General features: G+C 57.1%; 23 protein-coding genes. 15 read left to right on the top strand and 8 right to left on the bottom strand.

Annotated elements, in window-relative coordinates:
* Positions 1-315 precede the first annotated feature (315 nt).
* Positions 316-852 (bottom strand): translation initiation factor IF-3, encoded by a 537-nt coding sequence (gene infC, locus FDK21_RS09600; RefSeq protein ID WP_114008061.1) that lies wholly within the window; start codon positions 850-852, stop codon positions 316-318.
* Between the two features lie 376 nt (positions 853-1,228).
* On the opposite strand from infC, the gene focA reads away from it, so the two are divergent.
* Positions 1,229-2,083, top strand: coding sequence for a formate transporter FocA (focA, locus tag FDK21_RS09595; RefSeq protein ID WP_138148319.1), 855 nt, complete (start codon positions 1,229-1,231; stop codon positions 2,081-2,083).
* A gap of 69 nt (positions 2,084-2,152) precedes the next feature.
* Here focA and FDK21_RS09590 read toward each other — a convergent pair whose 3' ends face one another.
* Positions 2,153-2,758, bottom strand: a complete 606-nt coding sequence (locus tag FDK21_RS09590; protein WP_138148318.1) for a LysE family translocator — start codon at positions 2,756-2,758, stop codon at positions 2,153-2,155.
* A gap of 126 nt (positions 2,759-2,884) precedes the next feature.
* Here FDK21_RS09590 and FDK21_RS09585 point away from each other — a divergent pair, with 126 nt between their 5' ends.
* Entirely contained in the window at positions 2,885-3,832 is a 948-nt protein-coding gene (locus FDK21_RS09585; protein ID WP_138148317.1) for an AraC family transcriptional regulator, read from the top strand.
* Here FDK21_RS09585 and FDK21_RS09580 read toward each other — a convergent pair.
* Positions 3,829-5,112 (bottom strand): glycosyltransferase family 4 protein, encoded by a 1,284-nt coding sequence (locus tag FDK21_RS09580; RefSeq protein WP_246657537.1) that lies wholly within the window; start codon positions 5,110-5,112, stop codon positions 3,829-3,831. The two genes, FDK21_RS09585 and FDK21_RS09580, sit on opposite strands and share 4 nt — an antisense overlap.
* On the opposite strand from FDK21_RS09580, the gene FDK21_RS09575 reads away from it, so the two are divergent.
* Positions 5,111-5,914 (top strand): alpha/beta hydrolase, encoded by an 804-nt coding sequence (locus FDK21_RS09575; protein WP_138148316.1) that lies wholly within the window; start codon positions 5,111-5,113, stop codon positions 5,912-5,914. The two genes, FDK21_RS09580 and FDK21_RS09575, sit on opposite strands and share 2 nt — an antisense overlap.
* Before the next feature lie 87 nt (positions 5,915-6,001).
* Here FDK21_RS09575 and FDK21_RS09570 read toward each other — a convergent pair whose 3' ends face one another.
* Complete coding sequence (locus tag FDK21_RS09570; protein WP_138148315.1) at positions 6,002-7,306, bottom strand: aspartate aminotransferase family protein; 1,305 nt, start codon at positions 7,304-7,306, stop codon at positions 6,002-6,004.
* A 151-nt stretch (positions 7,307-7,457) separates the two neighbouring features.
* Here FDK21_RS09570 and FDK21_RS09565 point away from each other — a divergent pair, with 151 nt between their 5' ends.
* Complete coding sequence (locus tag FDK21_RS09565) at positions 7,458-8,306, top strand: LysR family transcriptional regulator (RefSeq protein ID WP_138148314.1); 849 nt, start codon at positions 7,458-7,460, stop codon at positions 8,304-8,306.
* Between the two features lie 48 nt (positions 8,307-8,354).
* Here FDK21_RS09565 and FDK21_RS09560 read toward each other — a convergent pair whose 3' ends face one another.
* Positions 8,355-9,725 carry a tryptophanase gene (locus FDK21_RS09560; RefSeq protein WP_138148313.1) on the bottom strand — a complete coding sequence of 457 codons (1,371 nt, stop codon included), beginning with the start codon at positions 9,723-9,725 and terminating at the stop codon, positions 8,355-8,357.
* A gap of 305 nt (positions 9,726-10,030) precedes the next feature.
* On the opposite strand from FDK21_RS09560, the gene FDK21_RS09555 reads away from it, so the two are divergent.
* Complete coding sequence (locus tag FDK21_RS09555; RefSeq protein WP_138148312.1) at positions 10,031-10,471, top strand: cytochrome c; 441 nt, start codon at positions 10,031-10,033, stop codon at positions 10,469-10,471.
* 124 nt (positions 10,472-10,595) lie between these two features.
* On the opposite strand, the gene FDK21_RS09550 is transcribed toward FDK21_RS09555, so the two are convergent.
* The 3 genes from FDK21_RS09550 to FDK21_RS09540 are packed head-to-tail and all read right to left on the bottom strand — an operon-like array spanning position 10,596 to position 13,120.
* On the bottom strand, positions 10,596-11,123 hold the full coding sequence (locus FDK21_RS09550; RefSeq protein ID WP_138148311.1) for a DUF2301 domain-containing membrane protein: 528 nt from the start codon (positions 11,121-11,123) through the stop codon (positions 10,596-10,598).
* Positions 11,124-11,148: 25 nt separating this feature from the next.
* The gene (locus tag FDK21_RS09545; protein WP_138148310.1) at positions 11,149-11,544 is read right to left on the bottom strand and encodes an MmcQ/YjbR family DNA-binding protein; all 396 of its coding nucleotides are present in this window, start codon (positions 11,542-11,544) and stop codon (positions 11,149-11,151) included.
* A gap of 13 nt (positions 11,545-11,557) precedes the next feature.
* Positions 11,558-13,120: a HAMP domain-containing sensor histidine kinase gene (locus FDK21_RS09540; RefSeq protein ID WP_138148309.1), complete on the bottom strand. Its 1,563-nt coding sequence runs from the start codon at positions 13,118-13,120 to the stop codon at positions 11,558-11,560.
* Between the two features lie 368 nt (positions 13,121-13,488).
* On the opposite strand from FDK21_RS09540, the gene FDK21_RS09535 reads away from it, so the two are divergent.
* The 10 genes from FDK21_RS09535 to gyrB all read left to right on the top strand — a co-directional run bounded on the left by FDK21_RS09535 (position 13,489) and on the right by gyrB (position 25,216).
* Positions 13,489-14,223, top strand: a complete 735-nt coding sequence (locus tag FDK21_RS09535) for a pyrimidine 5'-nucleotidase (RefSeq protein ID WP_138148369.1) — start codon at positions 13,489-13,491, stop codon at positions 14,221-14,223.
* A 343-nt stretch (positions 14,224-14,566) separates the two neighbouring features.
* Positions 14,567-15,340: an enoyl-CoA hydratase gene (locus FDK21_RS09530; protein ID WP_114008073.1), complete on the top strand. Its 774-nt coding sequence runs from the start codon at positions 14,567-14,569 to the stop codon at positions 15,338-15,340.
* 437 nt (positions 15,341-15,777) lie between these two features.
* Positions 15,778-16,044: a 30S ribosomal protein S20 gene (rpsT, locus tag FDK21_RS09525; protein ID WP_138148308.1), complete on the top strand. Its 267-nt coding sequence runs from the start codon at positions 15,778-15,780 to the stop codon at positions 16,042-16,044.
* 775 nt (positions 16,045-16,819) lie between these two features.
* Positions 16,820-17,266: a rhodanese-like domain-containing protein gene (locus FDK21_RS09520; protein WP_198662798.1), complete on the top strand. Its 447-nt coding sequence runs from the start codon at positions 16,820-16,822 to the stop codon at positions 17,264-17,266.
* 274 nt (positions 17,267-17,540) lie between these two features.
* On the top strand, positions 17,541-18,956 hold the full coding sequence (gene dnaA, locus FDK21_RS09515; protein WP_245418333.1) for a chromosomal replication initiator protein DnaA: 1,416 nt from the start codon (positions 17,541-17,543) through the stop codon (positions 18,954-18,956).
* A 262-nt stretch (positions 18,957-19,218) separates the two neighbouring features.
* Positions 19,219-20,337: a DNA polymerase III subunit beta gene (gene dnaN / locus FDK21_RS09510; protein ID WP_114008075.1), complete on the top strand. Its 1,119-nt coding sequence runs from the start codon at positions 19,219-19,221 to the stop codon at positions 20,335-20,337.
* A gap of 137 nt (positions 20,338-20,474) precedes the next feature.
* Positions 20,475-21,662, top strand: a complete 1,188-nt coding sequence (gene recF, locus FDK21_RS09505; RefSeq protein ID WP_138148307.1) for a DNA replication/repair protein RecF — start codon at positions 20,475-20,477, stop codon at positions 21,660-21,662.
* Positions 21,663-21,711: 49 nt separating this feature from the next.
* Complete coding sequence (gene alaE, locus FDK21_RS09500) at positions 21,712-22,116, top strand: L-alanine exporter AlaE (protein WP_138148306.1); 405 nt, start codon at positions 21,712-21,714, stop codon at positions 22,114-22,116.
* Between the two features lie 51 nt (positions 22,117-22,167).
* The gene (locus tag FDK21_RS09495; RefSeq protein ID WP_138148305.1) at positions 22,168-22,611 is read left to right on the top strand and encodes a cytochrome c; all 444 of its coding nucleotides are present in this window, start codon (positions 22,168-22,170) and stop codon (positions 22,609-22,611) included.
* 175 nt (positions 22,612-22,786) lie between these two features.
* Positions 22,787-25,216, top strand: coding sequence for a DNA topoisomerase (ATP-hydrolyzing) subunit B (gene gyrB / locus FDK21_RS09490; protein ID WP_114008078.1), 2,430 nt, complete (start codon positions 22,787-22,789; stop codon positions 25,214-25,216).
* Positions 25,217-25,226: the final 10 nt, after the last annotated feature.

Below are 25,226 nucleotides of genomic sequence, written 5' to 3'. Positions count from 1 at the left end.
CGTTAATTTTGTGTATGCAATTTCAATGATTTACCGTCAACCGAGCGCTCAAATAGAGTGCAACTGCCGCGATTTTGATCAAACCAGACCAACCGGTCCCCTTTGGACGGGCACACGCGCGGCCGCTAAAGGACAAAGTCCTATTCAGACGGATCCAGGCAGCTATTTTGCTGTTGCTCTTTATAATTGGCAGGGACGCAGCCGCGTTGGCTTGGGCATGCAGCTGCTACAGGCTTCTCAGGGGGGCAATCTGCATACAAAAAAGCCCGGCTCTGTTGAACCGGGCTTCTTAACTTCTGACTATATCGCTCGCGCTTATTTCGGAGCGAGGATCATGATCATCTGGCGACCTTCGAGTTTTGGCTCCAGTTCAACCTTGGTGCGCTCGACAAGCTCACCTTTGACCTTCCTGAGCAGCTCCATGCCAAGATTCTGGTGGGCCATTTCGCGACCGCGAAACCGCAGGGTGAACTTCACCTTGTCACCAGCATCGAGGAAGCGGTTGGCGCTGCGCATCTTGACCTCATAGTCATGGGTGTCGATGTTCGGGCGCATCTTGACTTCCTTGACGTCGACAACCTTCTGCTTCTTGCGCGCTTCTGCCGCTTTCTTTTGGGCCTGATACTTGTATCGACCATAGTCCATGATCTTGCAGACAGGCGGTTTGGCATTGGGTGAAATTTCCACCAGATCCAGCCCGGCTTCGGCGGCCATGTCCATGGCCTGACGTGCAGGCACGGACCCGTGGTTGGTGCCTTCATCATCGATCAGCTGGACTTCGTCTACACGGATTTGATTGTTGATGCGCGGTCCCGTCTCACGGGTTGGTTGCGCTCGATATGGACGGCGAATGGTCGTAGTCTCCTGTAAAGTTGCAATAAATGCGTTCCCCTACATATGCCGCAGCTTGCCCGTCCTTTCAAGTCATCAGACCGCTCAAAGGGCGCTTAATTGATAGAAACGACAACGCTTTGCACAATCTATCGGTCAATTCTCGGCGGAAATACGCATTTCAGGCTTCACCGCCTATCACCAAGGGGCGGCAGTCATGCATGAAAAGCATGGCAAAAGATGACCAAGATCAAGATCAGCAGCAAGGGATCTGCTATGAGCGAGCCAACAAGAGTTCAATCGTTGCAAATGCTGTATAGCATCCGTACCTCCCCCGCTTGGTGACCATATCCCCCGATGCGTCAACAAGTCAGACGGACCAATCAAGGGCTTTTTCATGCCACAAGAGCAGTTTGACGCACTCCTTCCCGCAGCCATGGCCCAGAAGGCGGAAGATGTCGGCGTTACCAAGGCGACCCGCCATCCCAAACAGACCTTCATGCTGGCCATCATGGCCGGGGCCTTTATCGGCATTGCCTTTATCTTCTATACGGTGGTGACCACAGGCAATAGCGGTGTCGGATGGGGTGCCAACAAATTCATGGGCGGGCTGGCTTTCAGCCTCGGGCTGATGCTGGTGGTGGTCAATGGGGGCGAGCTCTTCACCTCGACGGTGCTGACGGTGGTGGCCAAGGCGAGCGGCAAGATATCGTGGGGCCAGTTGGCGCGTAACTGGGCTCTGGTTTATGTCGGAAACTTCATTGGTGCCATTCTGCTGGTGGTCATCATGCAGATTGCCCGGCATTATGAGCAAGGCAACGGGGCGCTTGGTGTCAGCTACATGTCGATTGCCCAGCACAAACTGCATCATGGCTTCTTTCAGGCGGTGGCGCTGGGTATCATGTGCAACGTGATGGTCTGTCTGGGGGTCTGGATGACCTTTTCCGCCCGCTCGTTGACCGACAAGCTGCTCGCCGTCACCCTGCCGGTGGCGATGTTTGTGGCCGCAGGCTTCGAGCACTGCGTGGCAAACATGTTTCAGATCCCGATGGGAATCCTGACCGCAGCTGCGGCAGATGCGGACTTCTGGGCGACAACGGGCCGGTCCGCAGCAGACTTTGCGGATCTCACTTGGGGCCACTTTGTGATCAACAACCTCATTCCGGTCACCATCGGCAACATCATTGGCGGTGGCTTCTGTGTCGGGCTGGTCTACTGGTTTATTTATTTGCGCCCCGGCAAAGAAGCTTGAGCGCATAGATCCACCCAAACAGGTTTATTCAATGTGTCGGGGCGATTGCCCCGCGTCGTTGTCGACTGCTTAAAAGCGAACCAGCATCGGTGCGATACTGGCAATCAGCAACAGTGCCATCGCCCGGTTGAACCATAGGAGCCGATCGCCTGTGGAAAGGTTTCGGCGCAGCGCTGCTCCCGATATGGCCCAAACGGAAATCGAGGGTATGTTGACAAGGGCGAAAATGGCCACAAGCGCAAGCAGATTAGAAACCTGCCTGTCTGCACTCAAATAGGTAACGGTGACCAAGAGTGCCACGGTCCAGGCTTTGGGGTTAACCAGTTGCAACATCGAGGCCTGGAAAAAGGAAAGCGGGCGATCCAATGTGTCCTCCCCATTTGCGCCCAAGGATTTGGCGTTCCAGATCTTGTAGGCCAGCCACAAGACATACCCTCCGCAGAGCAGACGCAAAAGGCTATCGATTACAGGATATTGCTTGATCAATTCGCCCACACCAAGTCCCACTGCAAAGACCATCGACAAAAAGCCTAGCGATACGCCAAACAGCAATGGCAACGAGCGGAGCACCCCGAAATTTGCCCCCGAAGTCAGCAGCAGAAAGTTTGCCGGTCCCGGCGAAATCGACATAACGAACGCAAAGCCGGCGAGCGCCAGAATCCAATCCAGTGACATGGGAAATCTCCAATCCGAAAGACATAAGAAACAAGGAATGACCGTCTTCTGCTTGCCTCATCGGACGTCCCTTGTTAATGATCAGAACACCTCGATTTTTGATCGATCCTCCAAACTGAGGCCCCCATGGTGGACGGCGATCTTATTTCCGATATTTTCAAGATCCTGCGTGTCTCCGGCGAGGTTTATTTCCGTGCGCGATTGGCGGGGCCAATTTGCGTGGAAATTCCCCAATCCTATCGGCATATTCGCTTTCATATTGTGCTCAGCGGTCAGTGCTGGCTGTGTCTGAACGACGCCGAGCCTCTATTGATGCAGAAAGGCGACATTGTGCTTGTACCCGAAGGGCAGGCGCAAGAGATCAGCACCGAACCGGATCTGGCTTCTCATCCCTTGATGGATGCCATTGCTGGTGGGGCCTTGAAAGACGGTCAGCTTAGCCTTGGCTCCGGAGTTCAACGGGCTCAACTCCTGTGTGGTTTCCTGCAATTTGATGAGCAGATTGAACATCCGATCCTGTCGCTTTTGCCGTCCCATATGCATCTTTCTGACAAGACATTGTCGGCCGATCCATGGTTGCAATCGGCGCTTCACCTGATTTCGTTGGAAGCCAGACATCCGGGTCAAGGTATGGCAGCCATTGTCACGCGTTTGATCGAGGTGATTTTCATACAAGCCATCAGGCAACGGATCGAACTGGCAAATGACACGAGTGAAGGTTTTTTGCTGGCGCTTTCAGATCGGTCTATTTCGCGTGTTTTGTCCGCGATGCATGACACTCCCGACCAGAAATGGAGTGTGGAGGGCCTTGCTGACATTGCGGGACAGTCCCGTTCGGCCTTCGCTCGGAAATTTGCCGAGCAGGTTGGGACAAGCCCAATGGACTATTTGCGTCGATGGCGGCTGAGCAAGGCGCGCCTGTTGCTGGTATCAAGCCAGCTTTCCATGGGTGAGATAGCCTTTCAGTGCGGCTATGACTGCGTGCCTTCCTTCTCCCGCTCCTTCAAGCGGGAATTTCATATCGGCCCGGGGACATTCCGCAAAAATGGTGGGTCCAGCACCGTGCCTCGCTAGAGTTTGGCTGATGCGAGCGCGGTTCCCAGCAACTGATCATAGACAGCGAGCGTCTGTTCTCCCATCGATTTGAGAGAGAAGCGACGCTCCATTTGGGCGCGTGCGATGGAAGCCAGGTCTGCGATGGCCGCCGCGCCCATTCCTTTTTGCTGGGTAAGCTGCAGGGCAATTGCGGCCTGCCAGCCTTCGGGATTGTTGTGGGTGATGGAGCGGGCGATCCAGCGGGCCGGATCGACCCCGTCCGGGCAGGCGATCACCTCTGGCTGGGCGCCCAGATCTCCCACCAGAACCGGCGTCCCCATGGCCAGACTTTCCGCCGCCGAACGGCCAAAGGTTTCGGCATCCTGACTGGGCACGATGGCCAGATCTGCCCGTTTGTAGGCCGCAGGCATGTCTGACCAATAGCCAACGCGGCGCACACAATCGGTCAAATCATGCTCGGCAATCAGCTGGTCAAGCTCGGCGACATAGGCTTCGCGGCCCTGATCATCACCAATCAGCACCAGCTTGAAGCCAAGGCCAGCCTTTTTCAACGCCCCCATCACCGGCAGGATGAAGCTCTGGCCTTTCCAGCGGGTCAGGCGAGAGGGCAGGATGATCAGCGGATCTCCGCTCAAGTCCCACGCCTTGGCAAGGGCATCCGTGCGATCGGTTGAGACCGCAGCAGGGTCAAAAGCCGCCATGTCGATGCCGCGATAGATGCTGACGGTGCGGTCCTTGGCGGTTGGATTGCGTGACGCCACAAGAGCGGCGGTATAATCGGAATTGGCGATCACCACATCGCCTCTGGCCATCACCGAATTGTAAAAGGCCTTGAATTGTCCCTTCTGGCTGTAGGCCCCGTGATAGGTGGTCACGAAGGGCACACCAGCCCGGCGGGCGGCCAACAGGGCGCTCCAAGCAGGCGCGCGGGAGCGGGCATGGACCAGATCGACCTTTCGCTCCCGAATCATATTTTCAAGCACCTGAACGTTGGAGACCAGCATGGTCCATGGATGTTTGCTGCGCCCCTCAAAGGGCAGCAATTCTCCACCCGCTTCTTCCAACTGCGGCACCAGACGCCCCGGCTCGGCGGCCACCAAAGCCTTGCCGCCTGCCTCCGTTATGGCTTGGGTGATATCCACCGTTCCGCGCTCCACGCCACCGGAATCGAGCCATGGAACAACTTGCAGGATGGTAGGGGCTTTTTTCATGGGAACCGCCGCGTTATGTAGGCTGGGACTGGATTTTGCGTCGCGCTTGGTGCGCCGCAGCACTTGCATGCCCGGAGACATAGCCATGACAGCCACCGAAAAGCAAATCCTCCTTGTTGGCAAGGGCGAAAAGCAACGTGATATCGCCTTTCACCATCGCCCGGCGACCCGTCCCGCCAACCAGACAGACGCGGCCGGGATTTTCTGGATGGGCGGTTATAAATCCGACATGGCAGGCTCGAAGGTGATGACCTTGGATGGCTGGGCAGCGCATCAGGGCCTTGGCTGCACGCGTTATGATTATTCCGGCCATGGGGTGTCGGGTGGGGCTTTCATTGATGGCACCATTTCGAAATGGCTGGAGGAAAGTCTTGCGATCTTCGAAAGCCAAACCAACGGCCCGCAGGTGGTGGTCGGCTCGTCGATGGGCGGCTGGTTGGCCTTGTTGCTGGTTCGGGCGCATCTGGCCGCCGCTGGCGTGGGCAAGAGCCGCATCAAGGGGTTGGTGCTGATTGCGCCTGCGATCGACATGACCAAGGATTTGATGTGGGACCTTTTTGATGATGAGGCCAAACAGCAAATGGCCGAGACCGGTATTTTCCACCGCCCAAGTGAGTATGGTGACCCTTACGAAATCACCGCCGACCTGATTGAAGATGGCAAGCAGCATCTGTTTGGCGACGCGCTGATCGAAACCGGCTGCCCGGTGCATATTCTCCAAGGGGTGAAGGATGATGCGGTGCCATGGACTGTGGCGGTCGATCTGGTCGGGCGCTTGGCGCAGGATGATGTCAAGCTGACCCTGATCAAGGATGGCGACCATCGCCTCTCCCGCGACGAAGATCTGGCCCTTTTGACCCGCGTGGTCGGCGAGATGGCGGGGCTTTGACATCATCCCCCTGCCCATTCCTTGATGCGTTTGGGCAGAGGGATTTGCTGACGACTGAGGCATATAGATGGGGCTTATGGATGGGGCCTAGTTTTGGGCCGCTTTCATCGAATCGGACAGGATCGACAGGGCGCGGTCGATTTCCTCGGCGGTGACGGTCAGCGGCGGGGCGATACGGAAGACGCCGCCCATGCCGGGCAGTTTGACCACATTCATCGACAGGCCACGCTGCATGGCTTCTTCCATGATGCGGGTGCCAAGCTCATAGCCCGGTGCCTTGGTGTCGCGGTCTTTGACCACTTCAAGCCCCATCAGCAAGCCACGGCCGCGAATATCGCCGATGCAATCATAGTCTTTTTGCAGCTCCAGCAAGCCATTGCGCAACTGGCTGCCGCGTTCGACGGCCTTCTCGGCCAAGCCATCACGGGCCACCACATCGAGCACCGTGTTGCCAACAGCGGCGGGCAGCGGATCAGACACATGGGTGGTATAGAAGAGATAGCCGCGCTCATGGGCTTTCTGTTCAATGGCGTGCGAGGTCTGGATCGCGGCCAACGGCAGGCCCGCGCCAAGGGTTTTGGACAGGGTCAGGATGTCCGGGGTGACGCCATCGCGCTCAAAGGCAAACATCTGCCCGGTGCGGCCAATCCCCGTCTGGGCTTCATCGAGGATGAGCAGCATGCCGCGCTCTTCGCATTTCTTTTTCAAAGCCGCGAGATAGCCAAACGGCAATTCGATGATGCCACCGCTTGAAAGGATCGGCTCGGCAATGAAAGCTGCAAGTTTGCCCGAGGTCTGGCGATCAATCAGATGGAAGGCATCATCCAGCTCGGTCTGCCAGTCCAGCGAGCCATCCGCATGTTTGAAGCGCGGGCGATAGGCATCGGGCGCGGGAATCGCAAAGGAGCCGACCGCTGCCGGGCCATAGCCAAAACGACCGGCGCTGTAGGTGGCGGACGCTGCGGCCCCGGTCATGCCATGCCAGCTTTGGGCAAAGGCGACGACTTCGTGACCACCGGTGACCAGCTTGGCCATGCGCAGAGCGGCTTCGTTCGATTCCGCCCCGGTGGTGACCAACATGACTCGCTCAAGTCCCGGCACAAGCGAGCCAAGGCGGCTGGCAAGTTCAACCACCGGGCGGGACAGCATGCCGCTGAACAGGTGATCGACCAGACCCATCTGTTTGTTGACGGTGGCGACAATGTCCGGGTGGCTGTGGCCCAGAAGCGCGCTCATCTGGCCGGAGGTGAAATCGAGAATGGCGCGGCCATCGGCGTCATAGACATAATTGCCCTCGGCCCGCTCGATGATCAGCTTTTCAAAGGCTGAGCCATAGCGGATCAGGTGGGTGTTGGCGCGGTGCCAGAAATCAGCGTCGTCATTCAAGGACATGGTGGGTTCCTTTGCTCTGAAAGCGAGAGGGTCGCGAAGGGCGGATTGCGTGTTTGTTGTTTGTCTCACCCCTAGCAAGCCTTGCACCTTCAGGCAAATTGATAGTATTTGATACAGATATCATGATTTCTTATATCTAGTAGGCCGTCCTATGCAGACCCTTGATCTTTCCTTGCTGAGGCATTTCATCGTGATCGCGCGTTGCGGCTCGATCAGCCTTGCGGCAGGGGAAGTGGGGCGCACCCAGTCGGCATTGAGCATGCAGATGCAACGGCTGGAAGAGCAATTGGGGCGGACTTTGCTGCACCGAACCGGATCAGGGGTGCGGCTGACCCGCGCCGGGGAAAGCCTCATCGCCCATGCGGAAACCCTGCTGGCCCAACATGATGATATGGTGATGGAGTTAAGCGGGGCGAGCCTTCGCGGATCGGTCAGTCTGGGCTGCACGGAAGATTATGCCAGCGCTTTTTTGCCCGATCTGCTTGGCAGCTTCTGCGCGGCCTATCCGGATGTGAATTTGCAGCTGGTCTGTGCGCCCTCGACCGACTTACGGCCCCTCTTGCATCAACGCCAGCTGGATATGGCGCTGGTGTCCCTGCCCTCTCCCGATATGAGCGGGGCGATCCGCAAGGAGCAACTGGTCTGGGTGGCCCATGAAGCTGAGCCCCACTTGCTGGACGCGCCTGTGGTGCCTTTGGCTTTGGCGGCACCCAACACGCTGGACCATCGGGCGGCCTGCGCAGCGATGGATGTGATCCACCGGCGCTATCGGGTGGCCTATGCCTCCAACAGTTTGGCCGGGCTTCTGGCGATCGCCCGCTCAGGCCATGCGCTCAGCGTCTTGACCCAGTCAGCGGTGCCAGAGGATCTTTATGTTGTGACCGACAGGCTGCCGCCCCTGCCTGCCATTGGCATCACATTGGAGGTGGCGGATCAGCGATCCTCAGCGGCGGCAAGTGCGCTGGCCGATCATATCCGCAGCCAATTGCCGGTGCTTTGACGATCAAATGCCGGCCCGGATCACAAGACCCGGACCGGATGATGTGGCTCAGTCGTCCAATGGCGCAAACTGGCAGGTGAAGTGGCGCATCATTTTGGGCTCTTTGGTGATACGGAAGCCTTTGAGGCTGTCTTTTTCCTTGTCCAGCAGTGCAAATGCCTCAACCACATAATCGGCGTGCGACTGGGTGTAGGTGCGGCGTGGGAAGGCGAGGCGGACCAGCTCCATGGCGGCGGGCTTTTCCGAGCCATCAGTCTCGCGGCCAAACATCACCGTGCCGATTTCGCACGACCGGATGCCACCGATTTCATAGAGGCGGCAGGCAACCGTGTGAGCCGGATAGGACAGCGGGTCGATATGGGGCAGCCAGCGTTTGGCATCGACAAAGACCGCATGCCCACCTGCCGGTTTGACCACCGGAATGCCCAGAGCGTCGAGTTTTTCGATGATATATTCGTTGGTACGGATGCGGTATTTGAGATAATCCTCGTCGACAATCTCGTGCAGACCCTGTGCGAGGGCTTCCAGATCACGGCCAGCCAAACCGCCATAGGTCGGGAAGCCTTCGGTCTGAATCAGGCGCACGCGGGCTTGTTCCGCCACCGAATCGTCATTGAAGGCAATCCAGCCACCGATATTGCCAAAGGCGTCCTTCTTCGCGCTCATCGTCATGCCATCGGCAGCACGGAAGCAATCGCGGACAATATTCTTGATCGAGCGGTCCTGCTGGCCTTCCTCGCGCTGCTTGATGAAATAGGCATTTTCCGAGAAGCGGCAGCCATCAATGATGAAGGGTTTGCCAAAGCGATGGGCTAACTCGGCAACGGCCTGAATGTTGCCAAGGCTGACGGGTTGGCCACCGCCTGCATTGTTGGTGATGGTCAGCATGACAATCGGCACGCTGTCGCCATATTCGTTCAGGAAGGCTTCGAGCCTTTCCAAATCCATGTTGCCCTTGAAGGGATGAAGCGAAGAGGGATCTTTGCCTTCGGCAATCACCAGATCATAGGCTTCGGCGCCGCTGGCCTCAATGTTGCCGCGGGTGGTGTCGAAATGGGTGTTGTTTGGGATATGCTTGCCCGCGCCGCCATAGATCGACATCAGGATGGCTTCTGCTGCGCGGCCCTGATGGGTCGGGATGATATGCTCAAACGGCATCAGATCCTGCACGCTGTCGCGGAAACGATAATAGGATGGCGAGCCAGCATAGCTTTCGTCGCCACGCATGACGGCGGCCCACTGCTCGGCGCTCATGGCCCCGGTGCCCGAATCGGTCAGGAGGTCGATCAGCACGTCGTCGGAATGAAGCGCGAAGAGATTGTAATGCGCGTCGCGCAATTTGGCCTCACGCTCGGCGCGGGTCGTCATGCGGATCGGCTCGACAGATTTGATGCGGAAGGGTTCGATGATGGTTTTCATAACAAGTCTCCGGTCTGACAGCCCGGATTCCTGATGAAAACACATTCCGGGCTGTGCGCCGCGGTTGCCCTTTGGAGAGAGATCTCCCCGGACCGCGCTCAGCGCCGAAAGTTTTACACCGCCGAGTATGTGGGAGAGGGTGCCGTGGGTCAAGATGGGATCGGTGCTCTGCGTGCCAATGCGCACAGGGTGCCAAAAGATGTCTGAAGGGCGGCTTCAACAAAACTGGAGGCGCCTCTGGGGGACTTTCGTTTCGTGCAAGAATATGGAATGGTACGTATAGGACCAACCACGATGGACTAGTCATGCCATTGAAACGCTCAATCTTTTTTGCCCTTTGCCTGACGCTTTCCGGCGCGGCGCTCGCCCATCAAAGCGTCAAGAACCCGGCTGTCAAAGCCCGGATGGATGGCATGGTAACCATCAATGCCGCCATGAAGAATCTGGCGCAAATGGCCAAAGGCGCCGCCCCCTATCAACAGACCACCACAGACAGTGCCTTCAAGGCAATTATCGAGCAGTCGAGCAAGGTGCCAGAATTGTTTCGGAGCCGACAGGATGATCCGGTTTCAGAGGCCTTACCTGCCATTTGGTCGGATTTTGACGTCTTCTCCAACAAGGCCAAAGCGCTGCAGCAGGCAGCAGAAAAAGCGTCCAGCGCGGTCACGGATCAGGCCTCTCTGCGCTCAGCCATGCGCGCGATTGGCGTCACCTGCAAGGCCTGCCATGATAGCTATCGCAAATAACCCTTCTCTTCTCTCCCGAGCGAGGCTTGCGCGTGAGAATCAACCATGATGCTCGATCCCGTCGCACGGTGCTGTTTGCTGCCGCTGGCTTTGAGCTGATCCGCTCGCGCTCAGCCGCTCGGCCTCAGACTTCATATTTGGTCTTGTCGCCGATGTCGAAATGCAGCGGCATCCGCCACTTGGCGACTGCGGTGACCAGAAACAGCAAGGCAGACAAAGCGGCCAGTCCCTGAACAACCATCGGGGCGGTAAGGGTGGCATTGAGAACCAAAGCCAACCAAAGGGCAGCCAGCAGAATCGGCTGGGCGCGCAGGCCCGGCACCCGGAAGCAGAAATATTCCTTGAAGCACAATCCACCCAGGGTGACGAAAGCGCCCCCAAGTCCGAAAAGCGGAAAGCCAAAAATGGCGCAGATGAGTCCGCCCCATGTCGCGGCCTGAAGAATCAGCCGAAAATTTTTCATATAGATATGGAGACTGCTGGCACAGAGCATGGCGGCAAGGAATGTGAGCTGTTGTGCGGGTATGCCTGTTTCCACCTCCCAGGGCAAAAGCAGGATGGCAGGTGCAGCCAGCGTGAAGCCAAGCCGATAGGCAATGACGGTCACATAGTCGAGCCAATCCATTTTCGATTTGATATGCGGGTCGGCCAATTCGGCCTCCTTTGGGTCTTGAAATTTAAAGGCTGATGCCCAGCTCTGCGCGCAGTTTCTTGGTCAGCTTTGCGGCAATGATGTCGTAGGCGGCATCCAGATGCAGCCGGATATCCGCATCGTCCATGACATCAGGGCGGGTCAGCTGCACCCATTTGGCCCGCGCAAGATAGGGGGCCGGAGTGATCCCGTCTTGTTCAGGCAACAACTCATATGCCAGATCGGAGCATTTGAAGCTGATTGGCTGGAAGCCGGAAGGGACCGGCTCGACATCAGAATCCACGTCATCGGCTCGGGTCCAGTTTGAGCAGATCGCGAATATCTTTCCGCCAACCTTCCATACCGACGCCCCGCCCCACTGGATGACATGGCTGGTGCCCGGCTTGCTGCCGCAATAAGCATCAAATTCGTCTCGTGTCATCGGTGTCTCCTTGCTAAAGCGACAGGATTTTCTGGACGGCCTGCACCGGGGCATTCTTCTTGGGTGCCGGGCGATCCTCTTTTGGCAGACGCACCTCGAAATGCGCACCCGGAGCACGATCAAGCAGGCGGATGGTGCCCCCGTGGGCGCGAACGAGCTCGGCCGAAATAGCCAGCCCAAGCCCGGTGCCACCGCTTCGAACCGAACCCTGAAATGGCTTGAACAGGGCCGCCTTGGCCCGCTCTGGCACACCCGGACCGGAGTCGGACACTTCGATCACAGTCTCGTTGTCCTCTTCAAACGCCCGCAATTCCAGACGGCAGATCACCGAGCATTCCGCCTCATTGCGCATCACATCGGCCGCATTGCGGCACAGATTCATCAACACCCGGAACAATTGCCCGGGATCGGCATAGGCCTCCATGCTGTCGGGAATGTCGTTGATGAAGGTCACGCGGCCATCGGGTTGCAGGTCAAGAAAGTCGCGCAAATCCTCTCCCACCTGATGGAGCCGCAGCAAGCGTTTTTCGGGCGGGGCCTCTTGAGCCTTGCCGTAGGACAGGACCGCACCGGAATAGTCAACGGCCCGGTCAAGGGCGCCCATGATTTTCGGCACCACCCGTTGCACGGTGGGGTCATCAAGCATCGACAGGCGATCGGAAAAGAGCTGGGCTGAGGCAAGAATGTTGCGCAAATCATGGTTGATCTTGGAGACTGCGAGACCGAGATCGGCCAGACGGCGCTGTTTTTGCAGGGTTTGGGCGAGAATCATTTCCATCGCCGAGAGCTGCTGTTCGGTCATGCCGATTTCATCATGTCGACCCGATGGCTTAATCACCGCATTGGCATCTTCCGGGTCTGCGGTGAAGCGCGCCATATTGCCAAGCAGGCGCAGGATGGGCCGCACCAGAAGGGCGCGCAGTGACAGATAGACCAGCCCGGCCGTCATGGCAGAAATGGCGAGCGACAACAACAGGATGTTGATCGAGAAGGCGATCATGGCATTGCGCAGGGGCGTTTCATCAAACACCATTTCAATGAGACCAATGCCATTCTTGCTTTGACCGACCACCCGGATGGTTCGCCCTTCCCCCCACAGCAGGGTGTCAAAGGCGGCCAGCACGGTTTGGGTCGGCCGCATGCTGCGGATATCATCGTCCCGATTGATCTGGCCGGGCATGTCAACCATGGCTAACAGGCGCCGCTGGCCATCACTTCTGAGCGCCAGGGTCTGCACATCCAGCCGCTCGAGCAACTCGGCTTCCAGTTTTTCATCCATCAGGTCGGTCGAGGCCTTGGAATAGATCAGGGCGGCCACTTCCGCAACTTCGAGCTTGCGGACCAGCCAGTCGACGCGAAACTTGGATATGGACGGGACGAAAATAAGGATTTCGCTGAGCATGACGAACAGAATTGTCAGCAACAGCAGCTTGGAGGAGAGACCAAAGGCCGGCCGCCGGCCCTGCAGACGCGTGGCCGGGTTGTCTGCCTGTGTCGCAGCGGAGGGCGGCAGGGCAGTTTCTTCCTGCTCCGTGCTGACATTATCCGAGATTTCGTCGCTTCTGCCTTCACTCATGCCCACACTCACATGCACTTTTGCACTCTGTCTCCGGATGCTCAATCAAGGGACTCTTCAATCCCCCGCTCGCCCCCGAGCTCCACCCTGACGGTCGACAAGACCGCCCGATACTTCAAGGCAAGGCGGTTGCATTGCCTCTCGGCTCACTCCATATAGGTCTATCTATGCGATGTTGCGACAGGCTTTGGCAAGTCGCAAGCTTCATCGACACCCAACTGTGCGTTTCACCGCGCGTCGATGAAGCCCGATCGCAAGGATGCAGCTTGCTATGTTGCTCTTTGCGTGAGATCGTCTGACCCCAGCTCTGTTTCCCACTGACCCGACTTTCCACTGGCCAGTTGGAACCGACACAAATGGATATCTGCATGCAATCCGCCTTGCCTTATGGCGCCAACAGCCTTTCCGACTTTTCCGACATCGACAACTGGATCTTTGATCTCGACAACACGCTTTACCCACGCCATATCGATCTGTTCAAGCAGATGGAAGTGAAGATGAGCGATTATGTTTCGCGGTTGCTCGATATATCGGAAGAAGATGCAACGACCTTGCGCAAGGGCTATTACAAGCAGCATGGCACCACCCTGCGGGGGCTGATGATCGAGCATAATATCCATCCGGACGATTTCCTCGAATATGTCCACGACATCGATCACAGCGGCGTCGTGCCGGATCCATCGCTGGCTGAAGCCATCTGCGCCCTGCCCGGCAAACGCTATATCTATACCAACGGCACCCACAAACATGCGGTGAAAGTCGCCGAACGACTGGGCATCACCGAATATTTCGACGATATTTTCGACATTGTCTGGGCGGGTCTCGACCCCAAACCCAACCGTCCGCCCTATGAGAAGCTTTTGGCTCAGACGGGGCTGAATCCGCAACGGGCCGCAATGTTCGAGGATCTGGCCCGCAATCTCAAGGTGCCGTTCGACATGGGCATGAAAACCGTGCTGGTGGTGCCAGACCGGACGCGCGAGGTGTTCCATGAAAGCTGGGAAGCCAAGGGCAGTGAAGCGCCGCATGTGGGCTATGTGACGGAAAATCTGGGCCATTTTCTGTGGGACATGCTCGATGCCATTGGCCGCAAGCCGGGCTAGAACCAGCCTAGATCCGGTCCAGAACTGGCCCAGAACTGGCCAAAACGGACTTGCCCTTTGTGGTGGTCGAATGGCGAGCTTGACGACACGGCCCATCGCAGAGAGAACCAAAGTCGATGTGACAGCTTACGTAAAAGGCTTGCACTGACTCTTCGGCTCCGTTAGCCATAGGGTCACACAGACGCATTTCGATTGTGACGCATGATCTTTTCACTCATGATGGGAACATCCAGAGGGGTGCTGCGTTACAATCTGATATTTGCGCATACGAGATTTGGCTCCTTGGTCGCGGCCGCTATTGTGCGGACGAGGCAATAGGGGCTCCATTTTGCCGGAGGGACTGATGGCTTATGAAACAATCCTTGCTGAAACCCGTGATGGCGTTGGCCTGATCACGCTCAATCGTCCGCAGGCGCTCAATGCCCTGTCGTCCGAGCTGATCGCCGAGGTTTCAAACGCCCTTGACGGCTTTGAGGCGGACAGCAAAGTCGGTGCGATCGTCATCACCGGGTCGGAGAAAGCTTTTGCAGCGGGTGCCGACATCAAGGAAATGTCCGAGATGGGCTATATGGATGCCTATCTCAACGACTTCATCACCCCATGGGATCGGGTTGCCCAATGTCGCAAGCCGGTGATTGCAGCGGTGGCTGGCTATGCTCTGGGTGGCGGCTGTGAGCTGGCCATGATGTGTGATTTCATTCTTGCGGCAGACACGGCCAAATTCGGCCAACCGGAAATCACGCTTGGCGTGATGCCCGGTGCCGGTGGGTCTCAGCGTCTGACCCGCTTTGTCGGCAAGGCAAAGGCCATGGATATGTGCCTGACCGGTCGCATGATGGATGCCGAAGAGGCGGAACGGTCCGGCCTTGTCTCGCGCATCATCCCGGCAGGAGATCTGCTTGAGGAAGCGCTCAAAACCGCGCAGAAGATTGCCGACTTCTCGCTGCCGATCGTCATGATGACCAAGGAAAGCGTCAACCGCTCCTATGAGACGACCCTGACCGAAGGTCTGCGCTTTGAGCGCCGTCTGTTCCATTCGATGTTTGCCACCGAAGATCAGAAAGAAGGCATGGCTGCTTTCGTTGAGAAGCGCAAGGCACAATTCAAGGACCGCTAGGGCGCGCTGACCCTGCCTTGATTTGAGACGGATCCACGCCTCTGGCTGGGTCCGTTTTCGCTTCTCAAGGACTGGTGACTGACGCCAGAGAGATCGGGAATACCGGTTGAAGGGAAGGGGCAAAAGGGTTGAAAGTACCCGAAGGATGCCTGCCACGGGCCATTTTGGCCGATTTCTGCCTTCCGCATGAGTCATTTCGGTTGACGCCCCAGCCAAGTTTGACTATAAGCGCGATCCATTGGGCGGCCTTTGAGTGCCGCCTTTTGTTGTCGGCGCCCTCAGAATTTGGGCGCCCTTTTCGAGAAAAGCAAAACGCAACCCCGTTTTGTCAGGTTTGCTGCTCGTCCTTCCGGGCCCGTACAGGTTTGAGGGCTGATGTGATGCAGCGGCGCGAGCGTCCCGAGACTGGGGCGCAGATCAGATAAGGAATAGGCTCAATGGCCAATACTGTTTCCGCCAAGAAGGCAACCCGCAAAATCGCACGCAAGACCGCTGTCAACAAAGCGCGTCGTACCCGTGTTCGTTCCTACCTGCGCCTGGTTGAAGAAGCCATTGCCGCTGGTGAACAGGCTGCTGCCAGCGACGCACTGCGCAAGGCTCAGTCCGAAATGATGCGTGCTGTTGCAAAAGGCGTGTTCCATAAAAACACCGCTTCTCGCAAAATTTCCCGTCTGTCCAAACGCGTCAAGTCTTTGGCTGCTTAAGACGGTTTTGGAAATCAGGAGCCCGGTTGATGCCGGGCTTTCTTGTTTTCAGCCATACAACCTGTCGCCTATTCGTCACAATTCCTAGTGGGAATTACGTAAGCGATGATGCATGTTCCTCTTTTGGTCTCGTTGGCAAAAGAGCATGTATTACAGAGTCTTAGCGCCATCTCTTGGTGGCTGAAACATGACGGACGATTCTCTGCCAAGGTCAAGACTGGCGCGGCAAAAAAAAGTTTACGCCGCTTCTCTGTGGCCTTTTGTAACAGTTTGCTGACAGAAGGCATGGAGTCGCAATGAGATAGGCAGGGTCAAGCGGATTTGCTGAAAAGTGCGAATTTTTTTTCGGCGCAGTCGCGAAAAAGAATCTTGTCTTGGGCTTCTTGCACGCTTTTCCAAGGCTGTGTATGGTTTTTTAACTGCAAGATTAATGGTTGCCAAATAGATAAGCAAAAGCTGCTCGCCTGAGATCTTTCACAGATCCTGCTTGGTGCTTTTGAAACAACGACCGGCAACCACTCCTGCAAAGAATGACACCACTTTCTTCCCGGATTTTCCGGTTTCGACATCCTCTGAGTTGGTCTGTCGTCAGCTTTGTCTGACTTCCGCCTGACCGAGGTCTGGATTGGTTGGTGAAGGAGCGGTGATCCGTCTTGTATGCGGGCTTGCAGATGCCGGACTGATGCTGGTGCGTCAGGGTACGGTGGACCCAAGTTTAAGTGAGTAATGTCTGTTGGTCAGGGGTACCAGCTGCTGGGACCTCAAGAGGTGTGGTTTGTCTGTAAGTGAATTGGAAAGCTATGCTGGTGATGTCGAGGTCCGGACGGTCTGGCATCAGTTGGCAGAGAATGAAACGGCTTTGCTGATCGACGTGCGCACCCATGCGGAATGGTCCTATGTCGGGGTTCCGACTTTTGAGGATCCAAACCGCGAAGTTTTGCTGGTTGAATGGGTGTCCTACCCTTCGATGCAGGGCAGCGGCGACTTTGCCGAACGCCTTGAGGCAGAGCTGGCAAAGCGATCAATCGACAAGAAGGCGGCGTTGTATTTCCTTTGCCGTTCGGGAGTTCGCTCCCGACATGCGGCAATGGTGATGACACCGCGATGGGATGGGCCCTGCTACAATGTCGAAGCCGGATTCGAAGGGGATCTGGACGAGGCACAGCACCGGGCCACTCGCAATGGCTGGAAGCAGGCGGGCCTGCCATGGCGTCAATTCTAAGGCCGATATTCAGGGAAACCCGCATTGCGGGACTGCCCTGATTGTCATAAAAACAGGAGCTCTGTCGCAGTCGAGAGAATGAGAAAGACTCGTCAGGATTGCGGCTTGTCAAAGACCTTGCTGCGTTTTGCGGCTAATAGGCTAGACAAAAACTAGGCTAGAAAAAGACATGAGAATGCAGCAAATGGCCACGAAGGAAAATGTTGACATGGAGATGGGTGCGGCAGCTCATCAGTCTTTTCCAGGGGCAGACTCCCAACAAGAGGAGCCTTCGGTGAAAGTGGGCAAAGAAGACTGGGAACGAGTCAAAAAGAGATTGCAGGCCGAGTTGGGAGAAGACGTCTTCTCCAGCTGGTTTGCCAGCGTTGAGTTGGAAAGCGAACAGAATGGTCTTGTGACCCTGTCCGTTTCCACTCGCTTCCTGAAATCGTGGATCCAGTCCCATTATGGGGATCTTCTGATGGCTTTGTGGCGCGAGGAATGCGAGCAGGTTCGCCGCATTGACCTCTATGTGCGTGGTGCGGTTCGTCCAAAACCTGTCGCAGCCAAACAGCAGCCACAGCAGGCCGATGCAGCCGCCAAGGATGGTGGCTTTGCGCGCCCACAGGGCGGTATGGCGGCAATCGACGATCAGGATCATGGGGGCGGCTCCCCTCTTGACCCGCGCCTGACCTTTGACACCTTTGTTGTTGGCCAGTCCAACACGCTGGCCCATGCGGCCGCCAAACAGGTGGCAATGGCCCAGCCCGGTCAGCCGGTTTCTTTCAATCCCCTGTTCCTGCATGCCTCCGTTGGCCTTGGCAAAACCCATTTGCTGCAGGCGATCGCATGGGAAGCAAAGAAATCCAATCCGACCGCCAAGGTGCTGTATCTGACCGCCGAACGCTTCATGTATAGCTTCGTGCAGGCGCTCAAGAGCCAGTCGGCGCTCGATTTCAAGGATACCCTGCGCGACATCGACATCCTGCTGATCGACGACTTGCAGTTCCTGCAGGGCAAGAGCATTCAGCAAGAATTCTGCCACACCCTGAACAGCCTGATTGATGGCGCGCGTCAGGTGGTGGTGGCTGCTGACCGTCCGCCGGTCGAGCTGGAAAGCCTTGATGAGCGTGTCCGCTCGCGTCTGGCCGGTGGCTTGGTCAGCGAATTGCAGCCGCTTGAAAAAGAGCTGCGTCGCTCGATTCTGGCGGATCGTGCCACCAATGCCTCGCGCCGCGATCCCAATCTGGCGATTCCGGAGCTGGTGCTTGATCATGTGGCCGGTATCATCCGCTCCAATGGTCGTGATCTGGATGGCGCCTTCAACCGCCTGATGGCTCACAATCAGCTGACCGGGGCGCCGATCTCGATCGAGATGGCCGAGCAGGCCCTCAAAGATCTGATCCGCTCGAAAGAGCCGCGCCGCATTCGCATTGAAGACATCCAGCGGGTGGTTTCCAAGCATTATAATGTCTCGCGCTCGGATCTGTTGTCCTCGCGCCGGACGCGCACCATCGTGCGTCCGCGTCAGATCGCCATGTATCTGTCCAAGATGCTGACCCCACGCTCACTGCCAGAAATTGGCCGCCGGTTCGGTGGTCGTGACCACACCACCGTGTTGCATGCGGTGCGCAAGATCGAGGAGCTGGCAGGGTCTGATAATGCGCTGCAGCAGGAAATCGAAATGCTGAAGCGGAATATTTCCGAATAGGCTTTCGGTATTTGCTTTAGAATCGTGGAGAAAAGTGAGGGGATCGCGCGGGAATCGCGCCGATCCCCTTGCCATATCACGTCAATCGGGTCAAAGTTGCTTCCCCACCAGTCAACCGATCGTGGTTTCGCACGTGCGTTCATGCTGTCGGATTGCAAGGCTTCACATGAGGCGCGCACTGCAGATCTGCTGATCGGCGCGACCATTTGAGGGGCTTCGTGGGGATGCGTTAGTAAATTAATATTGCAGGGAGATTTCGGATATGAAGGTCACTCTTGAACGGGCAACTCTTCTGAAGTCACTGAACCATGTCCATCGGGTCGTTGAACGCCGGAACACCATTCCCATCCTTTCGAATGTGCTGTTGCGCGCCGAGGGCGGTGACCTGATTTTCAAGGCGACCGATCTGGATCTGGAAGTGCTGGAAACGGCGCCTGCCATGGTCGAAATTGGCGGTGCGACCACCGTGCCTGCCCATATGCTCTACGACATTGTCCGCAAGCTGCCCGATGGCTCGGAAGTGACGCTGGAGACCAATGAAGACCAGACCGCTTTGGCGATTGTCGCTGGCCGGTCCCACTTCACCTTACAGGTTTTGCCGATCACCGACTTCCCGGACATCACGGCAGGGGAATTTTCGCATACATTCTCGATTCCTGCTCTGGATCTGAAACGGTTGATCGATCACACCCAGTTTGCGATCTCGACCGAGGAAACCCGCTATTATCTCAATGGCATCTATGTGCATAGCCTAGATCTGGCTGGTGTTTCCACCTTGCGGGCGGTGGCCACCGATGGGCACCGACTGGCACAGGCCCAGATGCCAGCACCTGAAGGTGCGCAGGGCATGCCCGGTGTGATCGTGCCGCGCAAGACGGTGCTGGAAGTCCAGAAGCTGATCGAAGATCCGGAAGCCAACATTGCGGTGGAACTGTCCGAGACCAAGATCCGCCTGACCATCGGTCCGGTTGTTCTGACTTCGAAGCTGATCGACGGCACCTTCCCTGACTATGAAAAAGTCATTCCGAAGGGCAATGACAAGGTGATGAAGGTCGAGAATGGCGTCTTTGCCCAGTCTGTCGACCGTGTGTCGACCGTCTCCAACGAGCGCGGCCGCGCGGTCAAGCTGAGCCTTGAAGAGGGCCGTCTGGTGCTCTCCGTTTCCAACCCGGATTCAGGCACAGCGACTGACGAGGTGCTGGTTGATTATGCGTCCGAACCGATGGAAATCGGCTTCAATGCCCGCTATCTGCTCGACATCACCAACCAGTTGGAAAGCGATCAGACCTGCTTCCGTCTGGCGGATTCAGGCTCACCGACCCTCATCCATGATGAAGGCAATGACAGCACCCTCTATGTGCTGATGCCGATGCGTGTCTAGGGTAAAGCCCTTGATGATGGACAATGAGGGCGCAGTTTGCGCCCTTTTTGACTCCTGACCTTTTTTGGAAGTGTGACCGTGACGGGATGAAAGAGCCGCTTGCAATGACAGGCATCAAGCCAAATCACGAGGACGGTATGTCCGAGACCTCAGAAGCCATCGATGGGGCTGTCTCGAGCGTGGACCGGATTGTTGCCTCCTCGGTCACCCTGTCAGACTTTCGCAACTACACGTCCCTATCCTTGCCGCTCAGCGGTCGTCATGTGGTGCTGACCGGGGCCAATGGCTCGGGCAAGACCAATTTGCTGGAAGCCATTTCCTTTCTGTCACCTGGACGCGGTCTGCGCCGCGTTGCCTATCCGGACATTGCCCGGGAAGGGGCGTCGGGCAGCTGGGCAGTCTCCGTCGCTTTGAGCACCCCCTATGGTGACGTCAAGCTCGGCACGGGCTTGCAGCCGGGGCCCGACGGCAGTTTGCAGCGACGGATCCGGATCAATGGCGCCCCGGCGCGCTCTGCCGAAGCGATGGCCGAGCATGTCAGCGTCTTGTGGCTGACACCGCAGATGGACAGCCTGTTTACCGGGGCGGCGTCCGAGCGGCGCAAATGGCTTGACCGGATGGTGCTGGCCATCGACAAGGGCCACGGGGCGCGGGTCAACGCGTTTGAGAAAGCCATGCGCCAGCGAAATCGCCTGCTGGAAGACAGCCCGAATGAACGGGTCTGGCTCGATGGCATCGAAGGGCAAATGGCGGAATATGGTTCGGCCATTGCCACCGCGCGGGCTGAAATGATTTCGTTCCTGAATCGATCCCTGACAATCCTGCATGGAACAGAGGCCAAATCAGCCTTTCCGAATGCGCTTTTGGCGCTGGAGGGTCTGTTGGAGGTGGAGGCCTTCAATCGCCCGGCCATTGACAGCGAAGAGCATTATCGCAGCCTGCTGGCCAAGATGCGCCACCGGGATCGGGCCGCAGGGCGGACGCTGGAAGGACCGCATCGCTCGGATCTGCTGGTCCGTCATGGGCCGAAGGATATGCCGGCGGCCAAATGCTCAACCGGCGAGCAGAAGGCGTTGCTGCTGGGCATTGTGCTGGCTCATGCCCATCTGGTGGCGGAACGGCGCGGCCGAACTCCGCTGGTGCTGCTCGATGAAGTGGCGGCCCATCTTGATGAGAGCCGCAGGCTCGCCCTGTTCGATTTGTTGGATCGGCTCGGATGTCAGGCCTGGGTGACGGGAACCGATGACGCGGTCTTTGCCCCGCTGGGGGACCGAGCCGAGCGGTTCCATGTAGAGATGGGTATCGTGGAAAAAGTCAGCGCCTGAATGGTCATACAGAGTGGAAAGACAGGTGGAAAGCACCTATAATTGCCGCATGAAACGTCTTATCGTCGACACTTCCGTCACCATTTTGTTTTTCACCGTGGTGGCCAGTTTTACCGAGCTGGTCATTGCCGGAATGCCGCTTGAAACCGTCCTGCTGACCCGACTGGTGATGATGCCTGTTATGATTCTGACCGGTCGGCCTTACGGCCTTTACCGCGATTGGTGGATGATGAGGGTTCCTCCGGGTTCCACAAACATGCGAACCATCCTCGACATCGTCGCATTCTTGAGCTTTCAAGTCCCTGTTTATGTTGCTACATTGCTCTTTGCTGGTGCCCAGTGGAGTGCAATTGTTACTGCAGTCAGTTCGGCTTTGCTCCTGATGGTGCTTGTCAGTCGTCCGTTCGGACTGGTGCTTGACTTTGCCCGTCGCAAGGCTGGTGTTGCTGTCTAGGCAGATACACAGACGACATAGACAAGCAAGGCATGGATCGAGGGAAGAAGCATGGTCAAGAAAAGGCGCAAATGGCGGTTTTCCAACTCGCCCAACAGTCTCATCATCATGGTTCTGTCGGTCTCGGCTCTGGTGATGCTGTGGATCGGCGGCGGGCCATTTCTCAATCCGCGCGAGGCCGATGACAGCGTTCTCAAAAGTGGTCTCAACAGCGAAGATATCCGCAGGGCCGGGCACAGGCTCTATAATGCCCAATGCTTGAATTGCCACGGGGTGAATGGACGCGGTACCAGCTTTGGCCCACCCCTCGTCCATGGTCTTTACGAGCGCTCCAAATTGCCGGATCGGGCCTTCCTGCAGGCGATCTTTTATGGCACGCCGCAGAAGCACTGGTCCTATGGTCCGATGGAACCGCTTGAGGGGATCAGTCAGGTCGAGGCAGCACAGATTCTGGCCTATATCCGAACCCGTCAGGACGCTTTGAAAAACCGCTAATTTCCGCCCGCTACGCCACCTTTTGGGGCAGCTTTCACATTCCGTCTGCAAACTCTCCACAATGGCCCCGAACAAGTGAGCTTTGCGAGGGGTTGAGGGGCTCGTGGAGTTGAATGCGGCGCGAAACAACGTATAAGTGAAGGGTTAGTTCCCAGCCTAAGGATGACTGATTCGCATGAGCGATAACCAAGTTGACAATAATGGCGCAGACTATGGCGCAGACTCCATCAAAGTGCTCAAAGGTCTGGATGCAGTTCGCAAGCGTCCGGGCATGTATATCGGTGACACCGATGATGGTTCGGGCCTGCATCACATGGTCTATGAGGTGGTCGACAATGCCATCGATGAGGCACTGGCGGGCCATGCCGATCTGGTCACCGTCACGCTGAATGTCGACGGTTCTGTCACCGTCACCGACAATGGCCGCGGTATCCCGACCGATGTGCATCAGGAAGAAGGCATCTCAGCGGCTGAAGTTATTATGACCCAGCTCCATGCGGGTGGTAAATTCGACCAGAATAGCTACAAGGTGTCCGGTGGTCTGCATGGCGTCGGTGTCTCGGTGGTGAATGCGCTGTCGACCAAGCTGGTTTTGCGCATCTGGCGCAATAACTTGGAACACGAGATTGAGTTTTCCCACGGGGACGCGGTTGCTCCGCTGAAGGTCAATGGCCCGGCCAATGGCAAAAAGGGCACCGAGGTAACTTTCTATCCAAGTGATCAGACCTTTACCCATATCGAATTCAAGTTTGCGACGCTGGAACACCGCCTGCGCGAACTGGCTTTCCTCAATTCCGGTGTGCGCATCCTGCTGTCGGACAATCGCGGGCCGGATCCAGTGTCCGAGGAAATGCTCTATGAAGGCGGTCTGGAAGCGTTTGTCCGTTACCTCGACCGCACCAAAAAGCCGCTGATCGAGGCGCCTCTGGCCGTCACCGCCGAGAAAGACGGCATCACGGTGGAAGCCGCCTTGTGGTGGAACGACAGCTATCATGAGCATGTGCTCTGCTTTACCAACAACATCCCGCAGCGCGATGGCGGCACCCATTTGGCCGGTTTCCGCGCCGCTCTCACGCGGCAGATCACCTCTTATGCGGAAAGCTCCGGGCTGCTGAAACGCGAGAAGGTCAACCCAAGCGGTGATGATTGCCGTGAAGGCCTGACATGCGTGCTGTCGGTCAAGGTGCCGGATCCGAAATTCTCTTCCCAGACCAAAGACAAGCTGGTCTCCTCGGAAGTGCGCCCGGTCGTTGAGAATCTGGTCAATGCGGCCTTGAGCGAGTGGCTTGAGGAAAATCCTGCAGAAGGCAAGATGATCGTCTCCAAGGTGGTGGAAGCTGCCGCCGCCCGTGAAGCAGCGCGCAAGGCGCGCGAGCTGACCCGCCGCAAGGGCGCGCTTGATATCGCGTCCCTGCCGGGCAAGCTGGCCGACTGTCAGGAACGCGATCCTGCCAAGTCAGAATTGTTCCTGGTGGAGGGTGATTCCGCAGGTGGTTCGGCCAAACAGGGCCGATCCCGCGCCAATCAGGCCATCCTTCCCTTGCGTGGTAAGATCCTCAATGTGGAACGCGCCCGCTTTGACAAGATGCTGTCCAGTCAGGAGATCGGCACGCTGATCACCGCTCTGGGGACCGGCATCGGGACCGAAGAGTTCAATCTGGAAAAACTGCGCTACCACAAGATCATCATCATGACTGATGCTGACGTCGATGGCGCGCATATTCGGACCCTTTTGTTGACCTTCTTCTTCCGACAAATGCCGGATCTGGTCGAAGCTGGTTATCTCTATATTGCTCAGCCGCCGCTTTACAAAGTCAAGCGCGGCCAATCCGAGCAATATCTGAAAGATGAGCTGGCCTTTGAGAATTATCTGATCGATGCAGGCATCGATGAAGCGGTGGTGACCACAGGGTCGGGCGTGGAACGTGCTGGCCCGGATCTACGATCTTTGCTGGATGAAGCCCGTCATTTCGGTGCCGTTCTGAATGGCCTGCACTCTCGCTATAGTCGCTCCGTCGTCGAGCAGGCGGCGATCAGCGGCCTGTTTGACAGCTCTACCTCGGAAAGCCCTGAAACCACCCAGGAAGCACTGGCCCGAGTCTCGCGTCGCCTTGACCGGGTGGCCGAGGAAACCGAACAGGGATGGAGCGGCCATGTCGAAGAGGATGGCAGCTATCGCTTCGAGCGCGAAGTGCGCGGCGTCAAGGAAGTGGCCTTCCTCGATACGGCGTTGTTGCAATCTGCCGATGCCATCAAACTCAACAGGCTGGGCAGTGAGCTCAAAGAGAATTTCGACTATGGCACCGTCATGCGTCGCCGCGACAAAGAATATGTGATTTATGGTCCGATGTCGCTGCTCAATGAAGTCTATACCCTCGGGCGCAAGGGCATTTCCATGCAGCGCTACAAGGGTCTTGGCGAGATGAATGCCGAGCAGCTTTGGGAAACAACGCTCGATCCGGAAGTTCGCACCCTGTTGCAAGTCCGCGTGCAGGAAGCCGACGATGCGGATGACATTTTTGCCAAACTGATGGGCGACGATGTCGAACCACGCCGCAACTTCATTCAGGACAATGCCCTGAATGTTGCCAACCTCGATATCTGACGGGGCTCGG

It is taken from the genome of Cohaesibacter sp. CAU 1516 (assembly GCF_005771485.1).
Lineage (GTDB): Bacteria > Pseudomonadota > Alphaproteobacteria > Rhizobiales > Cohaesibacteraceae > Cohaesibacter > Cohaesibacter intestini.
Note: the sequence above shows the minus strand (reverse complement) of the source record. Positions and strands in the feature narration are given on the sequence as shown.

Excerpts from the sequence above, each read along its gene's own strand:
- focA (WP_138148319.1), top strand. The coding sequence starts at position 1,229 with ATGCCACAAGAGCAGTTTGACGCACTCCTTCCCGCAGCCATGGCCCAG.
- FDK21_RS09590 (WP_138148318.1), bottom strand. The coding sequence starts at position 2,758 with ATGTCACTGGATTGGATTCTGGCGCTCGCCGGCTTTGCGTTCGTTATG.
- FDK21_RS09585 (WP_138148317.1), top strand. The coding sequence starts at position 2,885 with ATGGTGGACGGCGATCTTATTTCCGATATTTTCAAGATCCTGCGTGTC.
- FDK21_RS09575 (WP_138148316.1), top strand. The coding sequence starts at position 5,111 with ATGACAGCCACCGAAAAGCAAATCCTCCTTGTTGGCAAGGGCGAAAAG.
- FDK21_RS09580 (WP_246657537.1), bottom strand. The coding sequence starts at position 5,112 with ATGGCTATGTCTCCGGGCATGCAAGTGCTGCGGCGCACCAAGCGCGAC.
- FDK21_RS09570 (WP_138148315.1), bottom strand. The coding sequence starts at position 7,306 with ATGTCCTTGAATGACGACGCTGATTTCTGGCACCGCGCCAACACCCAC.
- FDK21_RS09565 (WP_138148314.1), top strand. The coding sequence starts at position 7,458 with ATGCAGACCCTTGATCTTTCCTTGCTGAGGCATTTCATCGTGATCGCG.
- FDK21_RS09560 (WP_138148313.1), bottom strand. The coding sequence starts at position 9,725 with ATGAAAACCATCATCGAACCCTTCCGCATCAAATCTGTCGAGCCGATC.
- FDK21_RS09555 (WP_138148312.1), top strand. The coding sequence starts at position 10,031 with ATGCCATTGAAACGCTCAATCTTTTTTGCCCTTTGCCTGACGCTTTCC.
- FDK21_RS09545 (WP_138148310.1), bottom strand. The coding sequence starts at position 11,544 with ATGACACGAGACGAATTTGATGCTTATTGCGGCAGCAAGCCGGGCACC.
- FDK21_RS09540 (WP_138148309.1), bottom strand. The coding sequence starts at position 13,120 with ATGAGTGAAGGCAGAAGCGACGAAATCTCGGATAATGTCAGCACGGAG.
- FDK21_RS09535 (WP_138148369.1), top strand. The coding sequence starts at position 13,489 with ATGCAATCCGCCTTGCCTTATGGCGCCAACAGCCTTTCCGACTTTTCC.
- FDK21_RS09530 (WP_114008073.1), top strand. The coding sequence starts at position 14,567 with ATGGCTTATGAAACAATCCTTGCTGAAACCCGTGATGGCGTTGGCCTG.
- rpsT (WP_138148308.1), top strand. The coding sequence starts at position 15,778 with ATGGCCAATACTGTTTCCGCCAAGAAGGCAACCCGCAAAATCGCACGC.
- dnaN (WP_114008075.1), top strand. The coding sequence starts at position 19,219 with ATGAAGGTCACTCTTGAACGGGCAACTCTTCTGAAGTCACTGAACCAT.
- recF (WP_138148307.1), top strand. The coding sequence starts at position 20,475 with ATGTCCGAGACCTCAGAAGCCATCGATGGGGCTGTCTCGAGCGTGGAC.
- alaE (WP_138148306.1), top strand. The coding sequence starts at position 21,712 with ATGAAACGTCTTATCGTCGACACTTCCGTCACCATTTTGTTTTTCACC.
- FDK21_RS09495 (WP_138148305.1), top strand. The coding sequence starts at position 22,168 with ATGGTCAAGAAAAGGCGCAAATGGCGGTTTTCCAACTCGCCCAACAGT.
- gyrB (WP_114008078.1), top strand. The coding sequence starts at position 22,787 with ATGAGCGATAACCAAGTTGACAATAATGGCGCAGACTATGGCGCAGAC.